This is a genomic window from Pseudoalteromonas sp. SR45-1 (genome assembly GCF_014163655.1).
GTDB lineage: Bacteria > Pseudomonadota > Gammaproteobacteria > Enterobacterales > Alteromonadaceae > Pseudoalteromonas > Pseudoalteromonas distincta.
The window spans coordinates 89,121-109,577 of record NZ_JACJDR010000002.1; the positions used below are offsets into that span (position 1 = coordinate 89,121).

Here is a 20,457-nt window from a genome sequence, read left to right on the forward strand (position 1 = left end):
AATTTATCTTTGTATTTGCGTTTAAAATACATTTTTAAGCCAATTAATATTAGGAGATGCTTCTCCTGTAATGGCTACATAATCAATTCTTAGTGCTTGGTTAGTTAAATTTTTAGCTGCTAAGTAATGATAAATACTACGTTTTAATCGAGCTTGTTTTTGTGGGCTAAGTGCATAGTTGGCACCGCCACGGGCATTATTTTTGCGAAACTTGACCTCAATGAATACAAGGGTGTCGCCTTCTTTCATAATGACATCAAGCTCGCCAAAGGGGCAGTAATAATTACGTTCAATGGGTGTTAAGCCCTGAGTAACTAAGTATTTTTGCGCTTCAAGCTCATAATACTGGCCTTTTTCGCGACTATTTTGCCACAGCTCTTTAAACCACGACATGCCGCCCCCTTAACTTAATAAAGTTTAATTTATAGTTTGTATATCACCCGCTGATTGCATAAACAATGGTACCGGGCGTTGTGTTTCTAATTGCACAGGCTTAATGCGACGGTTTGTATATTGAGCCCAGTCGAGCATGCGTTCTATATGGCCGCTGGTATTAACAGACAACTTACCACTTAAACCACTATATTGATTGCCTGGCATTACGCTTAACTGTCTAATGTCATGTAATATTGATACAGCATCGTACGCCATTGCAAATAAGCGTTGGCTAATATCAATTTGCTCAGGCCATAGAGAGTTGTACTGCTGGCGTAAATTATGTTGTTTAATTTGTGAATCAAGCATCCACGGTAATTCTGTGAAGTATAGGCCGTCTAAGTCGCCTTTGTCTGTACTGTCAATTTGTTTACTATGACTTTTAGAGCTTGCATAAAGTGGGATACGATCAGCAAATGTACTGACGTTTACATCAAGGTAAGGTTTAATTAAGCGAGTTTCTATGGCATCACCCAAAATATAAATAACGTCTATATCACTGCGTGAACGCGTTTCGTTTTCTACTTCTTGCTTAAATAATGCTTTAACTGTTTGTATGCGATCTTTTGACTTATCAACTTCTAATAAGCTGGTAATTGTGTTTGGCATATCTTTTTTATCGTTATAAAAACCGATTTGTGGCTTGGTTTCGCTGTAGCGTTGCCACTGTAGGTTAAAATAATCAACTAAACGTTGGCCATTTGCATTATTTGGCGCAAGCAGCATAGGCTTTTGATAGCCCTTAGTTAAAAAGTGTTCCAGAGCTTGTTGTACTTCGTGCTCAGGGTTCAATGCAAAGTAATAATGCTGAAGCGAAATGCGCTCACCATCAAAGGTGTTTAAATGCAGTACCGGAGTATCAATAAGAGTTTGTGCATTGGCTAGTTTATCAATATTTGCTTTAAGTAGAGGACCAATTACAAAATCAGGCTTTATTTCTTCAAGTTGCGCTGCGATTTCCTCAGTGCTTAGGTTTTCATCAATAAAAATAGTGTCGTTGATAGTTTGCGTATCAAGTGCAGCTAACACACCCGCTTTAAGCGCATCACCTAAGCGTTCGTTAGGGCCTGATTGTGGAAACAACACAACTAAACGCTCTATATTAATAGGGGCGAGTTCAGTAAGCATTTCGTCTTGTTCAGGTAATACAGAAAAAGCCGGATGCCCAATATAGCGCCTGCGCCAATTATTAATTGCTTGGTCTAGCTCCACGCCACTACTTGCATATACTTGATAGTATAGACCAAGGTTTACCCAGCCTTGCTGGATAACCGAACCACGGTTAAAACGTTCAAGCGCATATGAAGAGAGCTGTTTTAAGTTATCCCACAAATTTTGATTGAGCTGAGGGATTTCTATATTGTTTTTTGTAGCTGTTTCAGAAGCTCTAAAGAAATAGGGGGCAGCTTTTTTTGGAAAATTTTGCGATGCATAAATACTGGCTGTTAAAAACTGATGCCAAGCAAAATGCTCAGGTTGAGTAAGTTGTCCGTCTAGCGATTGTAAAATCACCAAAGCTTGATCATTCTTATTCTGTTGTTTTTGTGCAAATGCAATATAAAGACGGTTTTGGATTTGATCAACACTTGCGGTTAATTCAAGCTCATTACCAATTTTCTCTAACAAAGGCCAATTTTGCTCACTAATTGCAGCATCACGGGCGCTATACAATAACTGTATTTTATCGGCACCTTGGCGGTTTTGCGCCAATTGATAGATAGATTGCGCACTGGTTGCCTGATTTTGCAGTGCATTAGTGCGGTTACTTACGTTATCGCTGTTTTTAGTTGGTTTTTCGGTTGTGCTACACGCCGATAACCCTGACAATATAATTAATAGACTAACTAGTTTAAGTCGCACAATGATTTCCCAATACGTTAACGCGATTTGCTTATATTACTGACTGACGCAGGAGACCTCAATGTTAAATGAGGAGAATTCACAGAAAATTGGCACTCTTTACATTGTTGCCACCCCAATTGGCAATTATGACGACTTAAGTCACCGTGCCATTGCGACATTATCGCAAGTTGACTTAATAGCTGCTGAAGACACTCGCCATACCGGCAAGCTACTTAGCCACTTTGGAATTAAGGCAAAAACGTTTGCATTACACGACCACAACGAAAAGCAAAAAGCACAACAAATTATTGATCAACTTAATCAAGGTTTAAATATTGCTTTAGTATCTGACGCTGGTACGCCACTAATTAGTGATCCAGGCTACGCGGTGGTAAATCTATGTCGTGAACAAGGCGCTCATGTTACACCTGTTCCAGGTGCATGTGCTGCAATTACAGCCGTATGTTGTTCAGGCTTACCAACCGATCGTTTTCAGTTTATTGGTTTTACGCCAGCTAAAAGCAAAGCTCGCCAAGACTTTTTTACCGAAGCTGTTAACTCAGGTATTACCAGCATAATGTACGAAAGTACGCACCGTATTATGGCAAGCCTTGATGATTTAGCACTAGCTCTTGGTGATGAGCAGCAAGTTGTGTTTGCTAAAGAGCTAACCAAAACCTTTGAAACATTTTTTAATGGTAGTGTAAGTGAGCTTAAACAGTTTTTAACAGATGATCCCACTAAGCAACGCGGCGAAATTGTATTAATGTTGCCGGGCAAACCAAAACTAGTAGACGATGTTCCACCAGAAGCGCGCAAAATGCTGGCACTGCTTGAGAGTGAAATGCCAATGAAAAAAGCCTGTGGCGTTGTTGCTGAATACTTTGGAATGAAGAAAAACGCTTTATACAAAACAATTATTGAAGAAAAAGAGTAAATTTTACTGCGCTTGGTATTAGCCTCATGTATACTGCGCGCCGAGTCAGCCAAGATGATCGCTGCCTGTGACGAAAATGATCAGGGGGAGGAAAGTCCGGGCTCCATAGGGCAGAGTGCCAGCTAACGGCTGGGGGGCGTGAGCCCACGACAAGTGCAGCAGAGAGGAGACCGCCAATCTCGATTGGTAAGGGTGAAAGGGTGCGGTAAGAGCGCACCGGGCCGCTAGTAATAGTCGGTTGCAAGGTAAACTCCACTCGGAGCAAGACCAAATAGGGTTCTATCATTTTAAATAATGAACGCGTGGCCCACGTGAGAACCGGGTAGGTTGCTTGAGCCATAGAGCGATTTATGGCCTAGACGAATGATTATCACTTTCTTCGGAAAGGACAAAACCCGGCTTACCGGCTGACTCACTCATTAAATAGAAAGCCCGCAGTTAACGCTGCGGGCTTTTTTGTGTTTTGAATTTTTGCATTAAAGTTACTGCATATTCTTTAAACGTTTACTTAGCGCTGGCTGAGATATTCCTAGTAATTGCGCTGCTAACGATTGGTTTGAATTTGCTCGCTTCATGGCTTCTTTAACGAGTAGGTCTGCCGCTTTTTTTAGAGTGGGTAAGGTGGTTGAGCCCTCAAATAAAGGCTTTTCTGGTTGGGCATGTATGTTTACACCAGGCATAGAGTCAATAATACCTTTAAATGCCTTCATTGAAAGCTCCCCTGATTGATGCGTGCTCATTGCATCAAACGCCATTGCGCGTAGTTCCCTAATATTTCCGGGGAAGCTGTAGTTTTCTAGCAAAACAAGTAACCCTGTAGGAATTGATGCAAGCTCTTTATCAAACTCATCAGCTGCAAGTGTTAAAAAGTGCTCAAGTAACAGTGCTATGTCTTCTTTTCGTTCTCTAAGTGGTGGAATATTTACATGGTGAATTTTTAAACGATAGTACAAGTCGTTTCTAAATTGGCCATCTTCTTTTTTGCTGTGTAAGTTTTGATGAGTTGCAGCAATAATACGGGCGTTTATTCTTTTTGGTGTATCGCTGCCAACCGGGTAGTACTCACCTTCTTGTAATAAACGTAAAAGTTTTACTTGTGAGACAAGGCTTAAATCGCCAATTTCATCTAAAAACAAGATACCGCCAGAGGCTTTCTCTATCATGCCTTTACGGGCTTGGTCGGCGCCTGTAAAAGCGCCTTTTTTGTGGCCAAATAATGTATCGGAGAATAAGTTGTCATCGAGGCCTGCCACATTTACACACACGAGTTCGCCACTACAACTGCTCGTTTCATGTATGGCTCTGGCTATGAGTTCTTTGCCGACTCCACTTTCGCCTGTAATTAAAATAGGCTGCTGGCTATTTGAAATAGATTCTATGTAATTAAATGCCGAGTGCATTTGGTGATTTACACTAATTATTTTAGAAAATGCAGGATGTAAAATACTTTGCTTTTCGAGCATATGATCGCGCATTGCCTGGTTTTCTAAATTTAGTTCTTGATAGCGAATAACCTGCATTATGCTGTTGCTTAGTCTCTCTGGTTCTTCGGTTTTAACGTGGTAGTCGTATGCGCCAAGCTTAATGCATTGCACTGCCGACTCAACCTGGTTAATACCACTAATAATTACTACAGAAATATACGGATATAGCTCTATTATTTTTGGAAGTAGTTCATCGCCACTTATATGCGGCATGTTTAAATCAAGCAATACAACACGTATATTGTCCGATGCTAAATGGCTCAGTACATCTCTACTATCGCTACATTGAACAACATTATTAATGCCACAATAACGCTCAATAGCAAAAGAAATACTGCGTAAAAAGCTTGTGTCATCGTCACAAATCAAAACTTGAAACCCGGGATATAAATTTGTGTTCATAACTCATTCTCTTTTTGTATTAGTGGTAGTGAGAGTTTTGCTTTTGTGCCTTCGCCAAGGGTTGATTTAAAGGTTATTTGCCCTTGATGATCACGTACAATCCCAGCAGATACAGATAGCCCTAAGCCTGTTCCACCTGATTGGCGTTTAGTTGTATAAAATGGGTCGGTTAACTTTCTTAAGTCTTTGGCGTTAATCCCAATACCCTGATCTTCTACTGTAAGCACTACACTGTCGTATTTTGAATGGAAATAAGTGGTAATGGTGATTTTTTGGCTTTTATTTTCAAGTGCTTGGCAGGCATTTAAAATTAGGTTAACTATCACTTGCTCTATTCTACTACCCGAGCCATAAAATGTAGGTAGCTTATTAGCAAGGTTAACTTCTACATTGCTGGTTGAGTTTTTAAGTTGGTTATTAACAAGGCGCAAAGAGCGCTTTGTTAATTCGTTTAAATCAAGGCGTTCATTTTTTTGATGGGCGGTTTCGCCCTTTACTGCAAAGCTTTTTAAATCTTCAACAATGCCTTTAACTTTGTTACTTGCAACGTGCATGTCGTCGAGTGTTTCTGGGAGCACATGCTTTAGGCGGTTATAGCTAACACCTGCAATTAAAAAGTCGCCGTGTTCTACTTGATGCTCATCGAGAATCTCTGTGGCTTGTTCAAAGGCTTCCTTAACAAAAGGGAAGTTGAGCGTTAATATACTACACGGGTTATTTATTTCATGTGCAACGCCAGAAACAAGTACCCCTAAAGATGCCATTTTATCTGCATGAAGCAGTTGTAGTTGTTGTGCTTGAAGCTCTTTTGTACGGCTTTCTACTTTTTTACGCAGTGCTTTATTCCAAATAAGCACAACGGTACTTATCAATAACAGCACGATTACAAATAAGCCTGCAGCTATGCCAGCTTTTGACCAAATAGAGGCCTTTAACGGGCCAAACCACTTATCGTATATTTCTTGCTGTCGGCCGGTATTTTTTAAAATAGCTAAACCTTGAGTAAATTGCGAGAGTAGGGCTTTATCGTCTGTTTTAGTTGCATAGCCATATAAGCGATTTCGTTCTAGGTTAGATATCGCTTTAATATTAGAGAGTCCTAACTTTTGGCTTAAATATAAACCCGGTAAGTTAGATACTACCGCAAAGTCATATCTACCTGATGCGAGCAAACGTAGTGCATCGGCATGGGTTTCAACTGGAATTAATACAATATTTAATTTAGCTTCGTTTAGCATATCAAACGCTGAGCCGTTGGCTTGTACAATAACGCGATAGCCTTCAAGCTCTGTGTAGTTAGTTATTTTAGGGCTATCGTCTCGTGCAAATATAGAGTGATTTACATAGGTGTGAGGGCTAAAGTTATAAAGATCAGTGCGCTCTGGTGTGGCAGCCATCCCTTGTAAAATATCTATTTCACCTTGATCAAATAAAGCGCGGGTATTTTCCCAGGTATCCAATTTTATTTTGATATTTAAGCCCATTACGGCAGCAATTTCACGGCTCAACTCAACATTGTAACCGGTATACTTCCCTTTTTTATCAATAAACTCATAGGGCGGGTAGTTGTAGTCGCCACCAATAACTATTTGCTTAGTTTGCGGCTCTGCAGCGGGCTGTAGGTAATCTTCAGCGTGGCATATCGATACACTACAACCTAAAAAAGTAATAAGTAGTATGGTAAATGCAAAGTAATGTGTTTTAAAAAGTGAAACCAATTAGTTAAACCTCTTCCCTAGTTTTAATAGACTAAATATTTATGCAGGTGGACTATAATCCCTATTTTCATTTTATAGAAATTAGGTACTTATAGGTATTTTTTTGCTGTTATTAAATAAATTTATGAAGTGGATATTTATTAGTAGATAAAATAGCTAGCTGAGTGATTAATTGGACATGTTTATAGTGATTTTTTAATGGTTTTAAAAAATTAATAGATTAATTTTTATTGAAATAAAAGCGATTTAAATTAAAAAATTAAATCGCTTTGTTAAGAATATATTAAAATTTCATATTCAAATTTACTTGTAGCCTGTCGCGGCCTTCGTTGTTGGTCGCAATATCTTTATTAAGGTTATCTACGCTGTACCATCTTAAATCGGCATTTAAGTTATCAGCTATTTTATAATCGAGCTGAACACGCGTGCCTTTAATATTAGTATACGAACCCGGTGTATTAGTTTGTGTAAACGCACCATTCATAGGTAATGCATAAGCTTCTGTGTGTAATATATAAAAGCGCACACCAAACTCTTTATTGATTTGATAGCGGGCGTGTACAGTGTAAGCGGTATTGTCACTTTGTGCTTCACTTGTATAGAAGTCGGCAGCTAAGCGAAATGGCCCCATTCTTAAATCGGCATTGTAAGTCATCACATTACCAGCTTGGTCGTCATCAAGCCCTGACTCAGCACTTGCGTAAGCGGTGTCTGAGGCACTTACAAAAATACCACCAATACCCGCTTTAAACTTTATATCGTTAAACTGCGCTGCATAAACACCTTGCAGTTGCTGCCAGCTTGCATCGCGTTTACCTTCGCCATTATCTACGTTTTCTTCAAGGATTATATGCCCTGCGTTTACGCTAAATGTATTGTTTGTCCAATTAGCTTGCACACCTTCAAGGGCAATATCGTCACGAAATAGTAATTCAGATGAATGCATATAAACAGCGGCGGCTTTACCAATATATACACGAGTATTATTAATGCCAGTATACTTCATGAAGGCTCTGTCTAAGCCAAAGTCGTCGTTGTCGGTTGTATTTGTTATGCCAAATGTTTGATGCGTTGAATCGTGCTGGCTAGAGGTGGTTCTAAAGCGCATTTGCGCAGACCAGTTCTCCGTTGCTGCATATTTAATACCAAAACGAGCACGTAATCTGGCGCGGCTAGTTGTATCGATTGTATCGCCATCAGTGCGCTCAAATCGCATACGCATATCACCAAATAACTTAACTGCTTCTAAGCCATTTAAACCTTCAATAGTTACATCTGCATGAGCTGGTTTAACTAGCGCCATTAAGCTTAATGCAATGGGTACATATATAAATTTAGTCGTCATTTTTATTCTCTATAAAATTGGTAATTAAATAACCGGTTTAGCCGTTTGTGGAGCTGTGTTTTCTTTGTTGTAAACAGCGATATCAAGCTCACCTTCGCTTTTACCAATTAATAAAGTCACCATTAAATCACCCGTTACATTAATAGTGGTGCGTGCCATATCTAAAATACGGTCAATGCCTGCAACAATAGCGATACCTTCAAGCGGTAAACCAACAGTGGTTAATACCAATGACAACATAATTAGGCCTGCGCCAGGGACACCGGCTGTACCTACTGATGCAAGTGTGGCGGTAGCAATAATTGTGAGGTAATCGGTAGTAGAAAGATCAACACCAAAGGCTTGAGCAATAAATAATGCTAATACACCTTGATATAGCGCGGTGCCATCCATGTTTATGGTTGCGCCTACGGGTAAAACAAAGCTTGAAACAGTGCGAGATACACCTAGATTTTGGGTTGCGCATTTTATACTTGCAGGTAAGGTTCCTGAGCTACTTGTGGTTGTAAAAGCAATAACTTGCGCTTCAATAATACCTTTATAAAAACGCTGTGGGTTAAGCTTACCTAGCAAGCCAACAAAACCGCCACCCAATACTAAAATGTGAATTATGCAGCCTAGGTAAACTAAACCAATTACTTTAATAAGTGGTAATAGTACGTCTAACCCATATTTACCTGATACCCATGCCATTAATGCAAATACACCATATGGCGCAAGTCGCATTACCAGCTCTGTTAGTTTGTACATAGCGTCTGCTAGGCTTTCAAATACTTTGGCTGCTGGTTCGCCTTTTTCACCAATAAGGTTTAAAGCAATACCTAAGCTCAATGCAAATACAATAATTTGTAAAATATTACCCGATGCCAACGAGCCCACTGGATTTTTTGGCACTAGGCCTACAATAGTATCCATTAAGCTGGTAGTTGGTTTTGTATCGGTTACTGTTGTGGCAACCATATTTAAGCCTGCACCTGGCTCAAAAAAGATCCCTAGGCCCAGCCCAATTGAAATGGCAATAGCGGTTGTAGCTAAATAAAATATGATTGATTTAATACCAATACGGCCCATTTTTGTGGTGTCTTTCATTGAGGTAACGCCCACAATTAAAGAGCAAAATATAAGCGGTACAATTAACATTTTAATTGCACTGATAAATAGCTGGCCAATTGGTTTTATATATTCAGCATTACTACCTAAAAGCATGCCGGCAAAAATACCCGCTATCATACCTATAAGTATTTTTAGCCAGAGCGACATTTTTTTTGGCTCATTATTTTTCATACTTGTTGTATTAGTCATTTTTTATTTCCAATTATTAATGGGAGTTATTTAACTTTTGGGTTATTTAAGTTTTTAATGCTTTTGATTTTTAATAGGTTTGTTCGCTCAGCAGTGTTTGTGAGCTATTTTGAGCACGGCTCGACGACAGCTATTTGCATGTCGGATTTATTGATAGCGTGTTGTATTTGTATGCCATCTAAAACATCAGCAGGGGTATCGTTAGTACCGAGTAAATCTTTTTCTTGGCGAGTTTTATTGTATATGCGCATAGTTAAGCTCTAATGTTGTTAGATTATTGTTATTGCATTAATAATGCCAAGCAATGAGTTGTTAATAAGTTATTGATGTTATTGGTTTTGCTGGGTTTTTGGAGGCTTTTGTTAATATAACTTTTTGCATAATTATGTATGGCTTATAGTTGTAGTAAGCATCTTCTTGAAGTGTGTGAGAGGTTTTTATGTTTATTATCAATAGGGTATAAAAGGTTATAACTTTTACTATGGGTATAACAAAAGTTATTACATTGTTAGCTGTATTATTTAATTTGAGTGTTTAAGTTGGGATAAATGCATTAAAAATCTAAATTACAGTGGTTTTGTGCTTTTATTTACTATTTATATATAAATAACGTTCGCTGTAGAGGAGGTCGTTTAAGGTTGAACTTTCGCTGCTACTTGCCTTGGTAGCAGCGCGATTAAATAGCCTTGCTTAAATAATATTTTTTCCTTGCTCTGGATCTCTTGATTGCTCTGCTTGTTCACGTATTTCGTCGGTATCACTGCTCACATCATCAAGTGTTTTAGTTTGATCAACTGTTTCACTTTTTTCGCTTTGCACTTGCGATGGTTGTTTTTCCTCTAAGCTAGAGACATTTTCACTAGGGTCGGTGAGTATAATTCTTTCTCGTGCGTCATCAGGCATGCTGATGTTTTGTTTTGTGAACTCATTGACTAATTCGCGCATAAGCTGGGAAGCTACTTTTAATGGACTGTGCTGCTCGCTATTAACCCAAAAATACAAAACGAAGTTAATAGTAGATGAGCCTAAGTTTTTTATTAAAACTTGCGCAGGTGGGTCGCTAAGTACCGCATTTTGTTGATTGGCAATATCTAGTGCGAGGGTTTGTGCGCTGCGTATATCGTTATCATAGCCAATACCAATTTCTACTTTTCCGCGCATTTTTGGATTGGCAGTCAGGTTTTTAATGGTATTTTTATATACCGTTGCATTGGGTATTTGAATATGATTGCCATCGTAATCAACAAGTGTGGTTGCTCTTGCGGTTACTTTTTTAACAACACCTAAACGATTGTCTACTTCAATTACATCGTCGATTTTAAAAGGCCTTTGTATGCTCAGTAATAAACTAGCGATAAAGTTTTCAGCTATGTCTCTAAAGGCAAAACCTAATATAAGTCCTATTAGTCCCGTGCCACTCATAATGGCAACAGCAAACTCGGTAAGCCCTGCTAAACGCAGGAATAAGTACACGCCAAATAAAATAATTAAAGTGCTTATACTGCGCCTTACAACTAGATGAACTAGTTTACTGTCAGTCATGTAGTCAACAGGCTTTATAAGCAATCGAGAAAGTGGCCCTGCAATTAAATAGCTTAATGCTAAAAGTATTATACCGAGTAATAGTGTGGGTAATATTTGCGCTGTTGCATGAAGTAATTGCACAGCTTGTTCATGAAAAAACTGCCACGTAAACACATCGCCTTGAAAACTTTGCGTGCTGGGAGGCGTATTGTTTAAAGCTATAATGTTTGATTGGCTACTAGGCATGGCTTATCGTCCGTGTTTGGTTTTTATAATCGCTAATATTAGGTAACAGCAAGTTTAGTACCAAATACTTTATTTAACTTGGCAAACATTTTGCTGTAGTAATGTAATACAAATATTGAGGTTTAGAATGAAAGAAGCTAAACGAGGACAGCAAGCTGAGCAGCCTGGTCATATCCCTTTTATAGGTTGGTGGGATATTGTTAAGCGCATTTTTAAGCAAATGAGTGAAGATAACTTATCTATAGTGGCAGCGGGTGTGGCATTTTATGCGTTACTTGCTATTTTTCCGGCCATTGCGGCGATGGTATCTGTGTATGCGTACTTTTCATCCCCCGCAGATATTAGTGATCATTTAAGTAAAATAGTTACTTTGCTCCCACCAAGTACCAGTGAACTAATTTTATCTCAGGTTTCTAGCCTTGCAAAAACATCAAGTGCAAGCTTGAGCTTAAGTGCAATCGGTACGCTTATACTTACTATTTGGAGTAGTTCTAAGGGCAGCCAAGCACTTATTACTGCGTGTAATATTAGTTATCGTGAATATGAAAAGCGTTCATTTTTTAAAGCTCAATTAGTACGCTTTTTATTTTCGGTAGGGGCGATTGTTGTCGCAATTTTTGCGTTATTAATTATTGGTATTTTACCTATTGTACTTAATTTAGTGGGACTAAAAGAAAGTATAGATTTATTAATTAAACTCATCTCTTGGCCATTATTAGCTTTTACCTTTAATTTTGCATTGGTACTTTTATATCGTTATGCCCCACATCGTAAACCGGCCAAATGGCGTTGGATCACGATGGGTTCGTCTATTGCTACTGTACTTTGGATTTTGGCATCTATAGGTTTTTCTTTTTATGTGTCGCGTTTTTCTAGTTACAACGAAACTTACGGCTCACTAGGTGGTGTAGTGATCATGTTGATGTGGTTGTATATCAGCGCTTATATAATCACATTAGGTGCTGTTATTAATGCAGCTACTGAGCAGCAAACAGGTAAAGACAGTACTATAGGCCCAGCTAAAGAGCGTGGGCAGCGAGGCGCCTATGTGGCAGATCACCTCGATGTAAAAAACGAATAGCTATTAGCTAAAGTTAGTGAGAGCTATAAGCTGCTCTTTAAACTCTTGTGCTGCAGGACCAAGCCTGTCGTTGTCGTTGCACATTAAATATAAATTAAGGGTACGGGTTGTACCTTGGTCTAAATTAAGTGGGATGAGCGTTTTATCTTCAATTAAATGTGCTATTTGTGTTTTTGGCAGCCAAGCGTAACCCAAATTTTGACTAACCATATCAATAGAGTTGCGTAAATGGCTGACTGTCCAGCGCATATCAGCACCTAACCAGCCATCATTGTGACTGGTGTGGGTTGCTGAGTCGCGAACTACTATTTGCCGGTGTAGCTTTAAATCGCGAAAGTTGAGTTGTTCAGTTTGTTGGTGTAATACATGGTCTTTATGCGCAACGGCTATAAACTCTATATCGCATAACGTACTGCAACTAATTCCATAGATAGGAATTGATGAAATGGCTAAATCAACCACTGAGTTATGTAGTAATTCGTTTGCACCGGTTAGCACGCTTTCTACTAAATCAATCTTTAAAAGCGGGTAAAGTTCACTCGTTTTAGCAAGTGCCTGGTATAAAATGGTGTGTGGAAAAACTTCATCAACAGCTATTTTTAATGTGCTTTCTACGCCTTCGCTTAGTGTGCTCGCTACCGATTCTATTTTAGTTGCTTCTTCAATTAAAAATTCAGCTCTGCGTAAAATTAGTTTACCGCTATCGGTTAAAAATGCTTTACGACCTTTTACTTCAAGCAACTTAATTTGCAAGGCGGCTTCAAGTTTTTGAACAGCATGGTGTACGGTTGACTGACTTTTATGTACAGCCGCACTTGCGCCTGCAAATCCGCCGTGATCCACAACCGCTTTAAACATTCGCCATTGCTCTAATGTTGCTTTTGCCATTTTTAAATCCTGTTACTACTTATATCTGATTGCTTAACTTGACCGCGCAGACGCATTATTTATTGCGTAACAGTAATTTTTTGTTTATTTATTTTAATAAAGCGACTTTTTTATCAGCTAGAAGTGCCATAAAACTGCTTTTATTTAAAGGTCTTGAAAATAAATAACCTTGTCCGTAATCACATCCGGCTTCAAGTAATAGCTGCATTTGTAATTTAGTTTCAATTCCTTCGGCGATTACTTTTAAGCCCAGTTGATGCGCCATAACAATTATTGCTTCACACAGTGCAAGTTCTTGACTGCCTACTTGGATATTATCAACAAAACGTTTATCTATTTTTAAATAGTCGGTATCCATTTCTTGTAAGTAAGCGAGTGACGAATATCCTGTACCAAAATCATCAAGGGCAAGCTGCATACCTGATTTTACTATTTCTTTTAAGCGACGTTGCGTTAATGCTTCGGGGTTAATCATTAGGCCTTCAGTTATTTCTGCCACAATTGAGGATGCAGGTAATTTTGCAGCTTTTAGCATATCGTACCATTCATCTATACCACTCTCTGGCGTGGATAACTGCACTGGCGACACGTTTACACTTATTTGAAAAGTGTCATCGGTTAGGGTTTTTATATCGTTAAGCGTTTGCAAGGTTTGAGCAAATACAAATTGGCCAATTGCATTTATTTGCCTAGTTTCTTCAGCAAGAGGAATAAATGCGACAGGGCTAATTAGGCCTTTTTCGGGATGTTGCCAACGAATAAGTGCTTCAGCTTTATGAATATGTAAATCATTCAAAGCAACAATGGGCTGATAAAACAACTCAAACTGTTCAAGTTCAATGGCACTTCGTAAGTCTTTTAATAGCACCATGCGCGCGTGTGCATATTCGCGCATGTCAGCAGAGAAAAATTCAAAACAGTTACGACCATTACTTTTTGCTTTATACATAGCCTGATCGGCTGCCTTTAAAAGTTGTTCAGTATTTTCACCATCATTAGGGGCGCATGCTATGCCCATGCTGGCGCTAATAAATAACTCTTCGTTTTCAAGATGCAAAGCCGACGATAGGCTAAGCAAAATATTACTGGCAATTTGATTAATATGACGCGTACTTTTTATACGATTAAACACAATAACAAACTCATCACCACCAATACGTGCCACAAACTCAGCATTTTTTGCCGACTGGACTATACGCTGAGATACGAGTTTTAATAAGTTATCACCATAGTGATGGCCTAATGTGTCATTAATATCTTTAAAGTGATCTATATCTAAAAGCATGACAACCAATTGATTGTCGGGAGTAACAATGTTTGAAAATCGTTGATTTAATCGCTCCTTTAACTCTAAACGATTTGGTAAGTCAGTTAGGTGATCATAGTGAGCTTGTCGCCAAATTGTTTCATCGGCTTGTTTTTTCTCAGTGAGGTCTGTAAATATCGCGATTCGACGAATAGGTGCGTTGTTTGTATCATAAACCGTATCGATTGTGAGCCACTCAGAGTATAGCTGCCCGTTCTTTTTACGGTTAATAACCTCGCCTTGCCAGCGGCCTGTTTGCTGTAATTCAGACCACATTTTATTGTAAAAATTCTTATCATGTTTTCCTGATGAAAGAATTGAAGAGGAGCGCCCAATAACTTCTTCTTTACTATATAAAGTCGTTTTGCAAAACGCAGGGTTTACATCAAATATTATACCCGCTGGATCGGTGATTGCCATGCCTTCACTACTGTTGTTATACACTAGCGAGGCAAGGTGGAGTGCTTCTTCATTTATTTTTCGTTGTGTTATATCTCTTAGCACAACAACGTATTCATTTTTACTTTGCATTGCACTAATACGCGCTTCAAAGCTGCGTTTAGGATCTGATTTTTCGAGTGTAAATTCTAAATTACTCGAAACATCAAGCTTAGATAACTGCGATAACAAAAGCTGAACATTGCTGTGTGAAAGTATTGATGATAAATGAGGTACTGCAGTGCTGTTTGGGTTTACTTGAGGCTTAAATTGCCCCGTTATGTTGAGAATATCGCCATGGATGTTAATTCTAACGTAACTGTCGGGTAGAGTATTAAGCAAGCTGGTAAGCTCATCGTGCTTGTTTTTTAAATTAGCTTCAGCTGTTAACCTAGTTTGCGCCATTGATTTAAAGCGCTGATAGAGAGTATTTAGCTCTGGATTATTTGGCTGTGTTTTTTGTGACGGCATTTCGCCCTTAGCCAACACGTTTGTTGCATTTGTTAGATTATTAATTGGGTCGATAATGCTGGTTTTAAGCAGCTTACGTGCAATTAAACATAGCACTAGCAGTGATAAAATAAACACACCAATCGCTATAAAAAAATTATTATTTATTTGCTTTAAAGCATGCGTAATAGGAAGTGCAATATGTATATTTAAGCTGTTATTACTCGGATCTTTATAAATAATAGAGTGATGAAGCATTCGATCTTCACCCTCAATAGATTTTATTTTTGTTAATGCCTCATTATCAATCGAAGAATCAGTTGCTAATAAAGTCTTTGCAATATTATCGCCAAGGGCTGCAGTTGTTGGTGGGTAACGCGCTAAAATTTTTCCATTAGAATCAGCGATTGCAGCAATAGAGCCAGTCGGCAGTTCAATATTATTAAAAGCATTGTTCCACCAGTCAAGCGCAACAACGATAACTACAACGCCCTGAATTACATTTTTTTTATTAATGATAGGCAACGCAAAGTTAAGGGTGTTTTTTTGCAAGTTTCTATCGTGCTGAAAATAACCTACCGACAATTGGTTACTTTTTAAGGCATTTTGAAAATACGCACGATCTGCAATACTTATTGTTTTGGTTAATCCGCTTGTTGTACACATAACAATGCCATTTGGATCTATAATCCCGATATTGGCAACATGGGCATAAATAGCTCTAAATTGATTAAAATAATTAGGGCAGGACGTTGCTATATTTTCTTTCTTACTTTCCTCTTTAGCCAAATAACGCGCTAAACGGTCAATATCATCGACTAAGTGCTTTTGCTGTAAAATTAATTGCTTAGCAATGTTTTCTACTTTTTTTTCACTTTGCTCAATAGAGTGGTGGCGTTCAAGCAGCAGAGTAAAAATAATTACAGCGGTGCCCGGAATACTTAGCAATATAAGCAAACGATAAAGCTGATGTTTGAGAGAATAAGTAAAAATAACCATTCCTTAGTTTCGTATTTTGCAATAACAATTGTAGCCAAATTCACTCCAAATAACCATAGTAATTATAAGGTTGAAAATGTAACCAATGAATCAATGTCGTTCTATTTTTTAGAACTTTAAGCTCGATTTAAAGACATAGTTGTTTTGTTTAATGAATGATTTAATAGTCTCATAAACTTATTCTTTAGAGTGAATTAAAAAATGAAAATATCAAAAATACTTACAGCTTATGCAACTCAAGATGGCGATGGCGTGAGCATTAGCCGTATACCTGGGTTTGATGGTAAATATTTGGATCCATTTTTGATGATTGATGAACTTAAGTCAGATGAAAAAAAAGATTATATGGGAGGCTTTCCTGAGCATCCGCACCGAGGAATTGAAACGTTTACTTATATTCTAAAAGGTGGCTTTGAGCATCGTGACCAAATGGGTAACAAAGAAGCAATTAAAGCAGGTGATGTGCAATGGATGAGCACAGGGCGCGGCGTCATGCACAGTGAAATGCCACTCGCTGATGCTGTTGACGGTTTGCATGGCTTTCAAATTTGGATAAACATGCCAAGCGCAGAAAAAATGCGTGATTCACGTTATCAAGATACGACTAAAAACCCAGCTCCTAGTTTTACAAATACGCAAGGCGTGACGTTAAAAGCACTTGCGGGATCGTGGCAGTTCGAAAGTGAAACGCTTGCAAGCGAGCTGCAAAGTTTAGCTGCTAATGCGGCGCTTGCTGATATTACATTACCTGCTGGTAAAAGCACTTATTTAGAGCCTCTTAGCCAACAAAAAGTAATGCTTTATATTCATAGCGGCTCACTAATAATGAGCGACAATCAAACAATACCAGCGGGTAAGTTACTTATTTTAGAACCAGGCAGTGATATTAATATTAGCTCTGAACAAGGCGCTGGCGTTTTAGTTTTAGCAGGCGATCCACTTAATCAGCCAATTGCTCATATGGGTCCGTTTGTAATGACGACGCAAGCAGAAGTACAGCAAGCAGTGCGTGATTATCAAAACGGTGAGTTTGGCAAAATATAACGGTATTTTTAGGAGAGTTTTATGGGATTATTAGTTAACGGCCAATGGCAAGATAAATGGTACGACACAGATTCAAGTAACGGTAAGTTTGAACGCGAAACGGCGCAGTTACGTCACTGGGTAACTGTTGATGGTAGCGCTGGAATAACGGGCGAGGCCGGATTTAAAGCACAAGCGAACAGGTATCATTTATATGTGTCACTTGCGTGTCCTTGGGCGCATCGAACGCTTATATTTAGAGCGTTAAAAGGGTTGCACGATTTAATTACGGTGTCGGTTGTTAGCCCTGATATGCTTGATAGTGGTTGGGCTTTTGATACGCAAAACCACAGTACTGGTGATGCTTTATTTAATAGTAACTACTTACATCAAGTGTATACAAAAAATAATCCTAAGTATTCCGGGCGAGTTACAGTACCCGTATTGTGGGATAAAAAGCTAAATAAAATTGTCAGTAATGAGTCTGCCGATATTATACGTATGTTCAATAGTGCGTTTAATGAGTTAACAGGTAATAACGATGACTACTATCCGGAGGCACTACGACCAAAAATTGATGAATTAAATGCGTTGATTTATCCAAATATAAATAATGGTGTTTATCGTACGGGATTCGCAACAACTCAAGATGCATACGAAGAGGCGTTTAACGATTTATTCAAAGCACTCGATAAAGTAGAAGGGATACTGAGCAAGCAGCGTTATTTAACAGGTAATAGGCTCACCGAGGCAGATTGGCGACTATTCACTACACTCATTCGGTTTGATAGTGTGTACGTTGGCCATTTTAAATGTAATTTACGCACAATTGAAAGCTATCCTGCATTAAGTGGATACCTTAGGGAGCTATATCAAGTTAAAGGAGTGGCTGAAACAGTTGATTTTTATCATATTAAGCGTCACTACTATTTTAGTCACACAATGATCAACCCAACACAAGTTGTGCCAAGTGGTCCAAGTATTGATTACTTATCTGATCACGGTAGAAATGTTTAGCGCTTAAGCTATCAAGTTCACTAGCCAGCCGTATTTTCTTACGAAGCTGGTTTCGCTTTTACCCGCTTGTACTGCTGCACCTGCGATAAAGGCACTTGAAAGCCCAACTTTGGTTACGGCAAAACGCTTTAGTCTATATTGGAACGCTGCATGATGTTGGCGTTTCAATTCACTGCGCGTATCCACTTGCTTACTTAGAGCATCAACGTTTTCATTAGGTGCTTTAATTAAGTAGTTAACTAACATACTAATGTCCTTGTAAGTTAAATAGCTGCTTTAAACTTTTAAGTGTTTTACTAAAGCCAATTTTATTGCTTAAGTAAACTGTATTTTTCCAAAGCCATATTAAACAAGCAACTTGTAGTAAAGTAGCTGTTGCTATACTTAGCCATACCGACCCAAAAACATCGTATACACCGTATCCAACAGCACCTAGAAATCCTGCCCACAACAAAACCAAACCACTGGCAAAGCATCCTAAAAATATAGTGATCAATGCAAGCGATCTAAGCGATAACCGCCATTCAGCTTTAGCAAGCTGGTGGGTGATCTTTCCTTGAGTTTGGTAATCATCCTTGAGCTGCTTAGAATACTCTAAAAGCATTGCAACATGATCTTGCCAATCATCCTTTTGGCTATGTTGCTCAGTAGTTTGGTCTTGCGCATTACCATCCTTGGTTGCTGTTGTTTGTGGGTTATTCATCACTAATTACTTACGACGAAGTAGTGATGTGATTAACATACCCGCAGCAAAAGCAATACCCGCAGTTGCTAATGGATTTTCAGAAGCAAAAGCACGAGTTTTTGCAGTACATTCGCTTAGTTTTTCACGTGCAATAAGTTGTTTTTCGCTCAATGCATCTGCTGAGCTAGAAGCTCCTTTACGCACACTGCTTTCAGCTGTTGCAGCTTTGCTAGAAAGTGCATCTACAGCATCGTGCGCCGCTGATGTTGCTTTCTCTGTAAGAGGAGACTCAGTATTTGTTAGTTTAACGTCAGGCTTAACATCTGAAGTTGTATTTGGTTTCGTATTCGTTGCGGTAGCCATAATCAATCCTTAATAAGTTAAAATTTAAATAGTGATTTAGATGATGCAATGATTAAACCAAACTTGTTATTTATTTTAACTGCCTGAATTTGAAAGGTTTTGTTTGTGTTTTTTAATTTTTGATAATTAGTATTTTAAAATAAACAGTAACTATTACTACACGGCTAGGTAAATTTTACAAAGAGGATAAAAACGCCTTAAAAATTGTAAATATTCATTGGTTATTCAGTAAGCAATGCATGTAAACAGAAAGTTATAAAAGCAAAGCTGATATTTTTCTTTACCTCAATCCCACTTTTTCCCACGTAATTCAAACGCTTCGCTTGAGCCCTTATTTTTTCTAGCTTTGAGACTCACTAAAGCTGGTCAGCTTACTTGACAAAATGGCTTGTCAAGCCCTAAACTGGAGCACTGTGGTAAAAAGTGGTTTTTAGTGGATCTCATTGGATAAAATAAACAAAAAATTGAATAAAACAATTTCAAAGTAGGTTTTTTATGTTTCGTGGCGCGAGTTCACTGAGTTTGGATGATAAGGGGCGTTTTGCGGTACCGACAAAGTACCGAGAATCTCTGTTGTCTGAAGATCAGGGGACAGTTATTTGTACCGTCGCATTAAATGAACCGTGTTTATGGTTATATCCATTGGCTGAGTGGCTCGAAATAGAAAGCCGTTTAGCGAAAATATCTAATATGAATCCACGAGCTCGACGAATGCAACGTATGTTGCTAGGTAACGCCACAGAGTATCAACTTGATAAAAATGGTCGAATTTTGCTTGCGCCGTCATTACGTGCCCATGCATCTCTTGGCAAAAAAATCATGCTGGTTGGTTTGATGAATAAGTTTGAAATTTGGGACGAGGCGCGTTGGCACGAGCAAATGCAGCAAGATACTGAGCTTGAAAGGCTTGGTGATTTTGAACCTAACCAAGATTTAGATAATTTTACACTCTAACGGCACAAAAAAAGGCAC

At 38.6% G+C, this 20,457-nt stretch carries 18 protein-coding genes and 1 other RNA gene; 6 read left to right on the plus strand and 13 right to left on the minus strand.

All coding sequences use genetic code 11. From position 1 onward, the window contains the following. Window positions 1-21: 21 nt before the first annotated feature. Both H5089_RS02840 and H5089_RS02845 read right to left on the minus strand, forming a co-directional pair. The gene (locus tag H5089_RS02840) at window positions 22-393 is read right to left on the minus strand and encodes a YraN family protein (RefSeq protein ID WP_182694726.1); all 372 of its coding nucleotides are present in this window, start codon (window positions 391-393) and stop codon (window positions 22-24) included. A gap of 24 nt (window positions 394-417) precedes the next feature. Next, on the minus strand, window positions 418-2,295 hold the full coding sequence (locus H5089_RS02845) for a penicillin-binding protein activator (RefSeq protein ID WP_002957971.1): 1,878 nt from the start codon (window positions 2,293-2,295) through the stop codon (window positions 418-420). 61 nt (window positions 2,296-2,356) lie between these two features. On the opposite strand from H5089_RS02845, the gene rsmI reads away from it, so the two are divergent. Together rsmI and rnpB are read left to right on the plus strand one after the other, a co-directional pair. Further along, entirely contained in the window at window positions 2,357-3,214 is an 858-nt protein-coding gene (gene rsmI / locus H5089_RS02850) for a 16S rRNA (cytidine(1402)-2'-O)-methyltransferase (protein WP_154903851.1), read from the plus strand. A 41-nt stretch (window positions 3,215-3,255) separates the two neighbouring features. Beyond that, window positions 3,256-3,633: RNase P RNA component class A (rnpB, locus tag H5089_RS02855), an RNA gene on the plus strand. 63 nt (window positions 3,634-3,696) lie between these two features. Here the strand turns inward: rnpB and H5089_RS02860 are convergent. From H5089_RS02860 to H5089_RS02885, 6 genes are all read right to left on the minus strand, one after another. Then, on the minus strand, window positions 3,697-5,100 hold the full coding sequence (locus tag H5089_RS02860; protein ID WP_182711423.1) for a sigma-54 dependent transcriptional regulator: 1,404 nt from the start codon (window positions 5,098-5,100) through the stop codon (window positions 3,697-3,699). Further along, the gene (locus H5089_RS02865; RefSeq protein WP_182711424.1) at window positions 5,097-6,818 is read right to left on the minus strand and encodes a transporter substrate-binding domain-containing protein; all 1,722 of its coding nucleotides are present in this window, start codon (window positions 6,816-6,818) and stop codon (window positions 5,097-5,099) included. Before H5089_RS02865 ends, H5089_RS02860 begins: the two co-directional genes overlap by 4 nt. Window positions 6,819-7,101: 283 nt before the next feature. Then, window positions 7,102-8,163: a putative porin gene (locus H5089_RS02870; protein ID WP_182711425.1), complete on the minus strand. Its 1,062-nt coding sequence runs from the start codon at window positions 8,161-8,163 to the stop codon at window positions 7,102-7,104. 24 nt (window positions 8,164-8,187) lie between these two features. Continuing rightward, window positions 8,188-9,465, minus strand: a complete 1,278-nt coding sequence (locus H5089_RS02875) for a dicarboxylate/amino acid:cation symporter (protein WP_182711426.1) — start codon at window positions 9,463-9,465, stop codon at window positions 8,188-8,190. Between the two features lie 104 nt (window positions 9,466-9,569). Next, entirely contained in the window at window positions 9,570-9,716 is a 147-nt protein-coding gene (locus H5089_RS02880) for a hypothetical protein (RefSeq protein ID WP_182711427.1), read from the minus strand. A gap of 439 nt (window positions 9,717-10,155) precedes the next feature. Beyond that, window positions 10,156-11,235: a mechanosensitive ion channel family protein gene (locus H5089_RS02885; protein WP_182711428.1), complete on the minus strand. Its 1,080-nt coding sequence runs from the start codon at window positions 11,233-11,235 to the stop codon at window positions 10,156-10,158. A gap of 127 nt (window positions 11,236-11,362) precedes the next feature. Between H5089_RS02885 and H5089_RS02890 the strand changes: the two genes are divergently transcribed. Then, window positions 11,363-12,316 (plus strand): YihY/virulence factor BrkB family protein, encoded by a 954-nt coding sequence (locus H5089_RS02890; RefSeq protein WP_182670939.1) that lies wholly within the window; start codon window positions 11,363-11,365, stop codon window positions 12,314-12,316. A 3-nt stretch (window positions 12,317-12,319) separates the two neighbouring features. Here the strand turns inward: H5089_RS02890 and H5089_RS02895 are convergent, their stop codons facing one another. Next, window positions 12,320-13,204, minus strand: coding sequence for a LysR family transcriptional regulator (locus tag H5089_RS02895; protein WP_182693268.1), 885 nt, complete (start codon window positions 13,202-13,204; stop codon window positions 12,320-12,322). 88 nt (window positions 13,205-13,292) lie between these two features. Next, window positions 13,293-16,397, minus strand: coding sequence for an EAL domain-containing protein (locus tag H5089_RS02900; protein WP_182711429.1), 3,105 nt, complete (start codon window positions 16,395-16,397; stop codon window positions 13,293-13,295). 201 nt (window positions 16,398-16,598) lie between these two features. On the opposite strand from H5089_RS02900, the gene H5089_RS02905 reads away from it, so the two are divergent. Together H5089_RS02905 and H5089_RS02910 are read left to right on the plus strand one after the other, a co-directional pair. Beyond that, on the plus strand, window positions 16,599-17,441 hold the full coding sequence (locus H5089_RS02905; RefSeq protein WP_182711430.1) for a pirin family protein: 843 nt from the start codon (window positions 16,599-16,601) through the stop codon (window positions 17,439-17,441). A gap of 21 nt (window positions 17,442-17,462) precedes the next feature. Continuing rightward, a complete protein-coding gene (locus tag H5089_RS02910; RefSeq protein ID WP_182711431.1) occupies window positions 17,463-18,437 on the plus strand; it encodes a glutathione S-transferase family protein in 975 nt (324 codons plus the stop codon). 3 nt (window positions 18,438-18,440) lie between these two features. On the opposite strand, the gene H5089_RS02915 is transcribed toward H5089_RS02910, so the two are convergent. Genes H5089_RS02915 through H5089_RS02925 form a run of 3 tightly spaced genes read right to left on the minus strand, consistent with a single transcriptional unit; the run spans window position 18,441 to window position 19,485 of the window. Then, window positions 18,441-18,683, minus strand: a complete 243-nt coding sequence (locus tag H5089_RS02915) for a hypothetical protein (RefSeq protein ID WP_182711432.1) — start codon at window positions 18,681-18,683, stop codon at window positions 18,441-18,443. A 1-nt stretch (window position 18,684) separates the two neighbouring features. Next, on the minus strand, window positions 18,685-19,140 hold the full coding sequence (locus H5089_RS02920) for a hypothetical protein (RefSeq protein WP_182711433.1): 456 nt from the start codon (window positions 19,138-19,140) through the stop codon (window positions 18,685-18,687). A 6-nt stretch (window positions 19,141-19,146) separates the two neighbouring features. After that, window positions 19,147-19,485: a hypothetical protein gene (locus H5089_RS02925; RefSeq protein ID WP_002957982.1), complete on the minus strand. Its 339-nt coding sequence runs from the start codon at window positions 19,483-19,485 to the stop codon at window positions 19,147-19,149. A 495-nt stretch (window positions 19,486-19,980) separates the two neighbouring features. On the opposite strand from H5089_RS02925, the gene mraZ reads away from it, so the two are divergent. Continuing rightward, a complete protein-coding gene (mraZ, locus tag H5089_RS02930) occupies window positions 19,981-20,439 on the plus strand; it encodes a division/cell wall cluster transcriptional repressor MraZ (protein WP_007582904.1) in 459 nt (152 codons plus the stop codon). The last annotated feature ends 18 nt before the right edge of the window (window positions 20,440-20,457 follow it).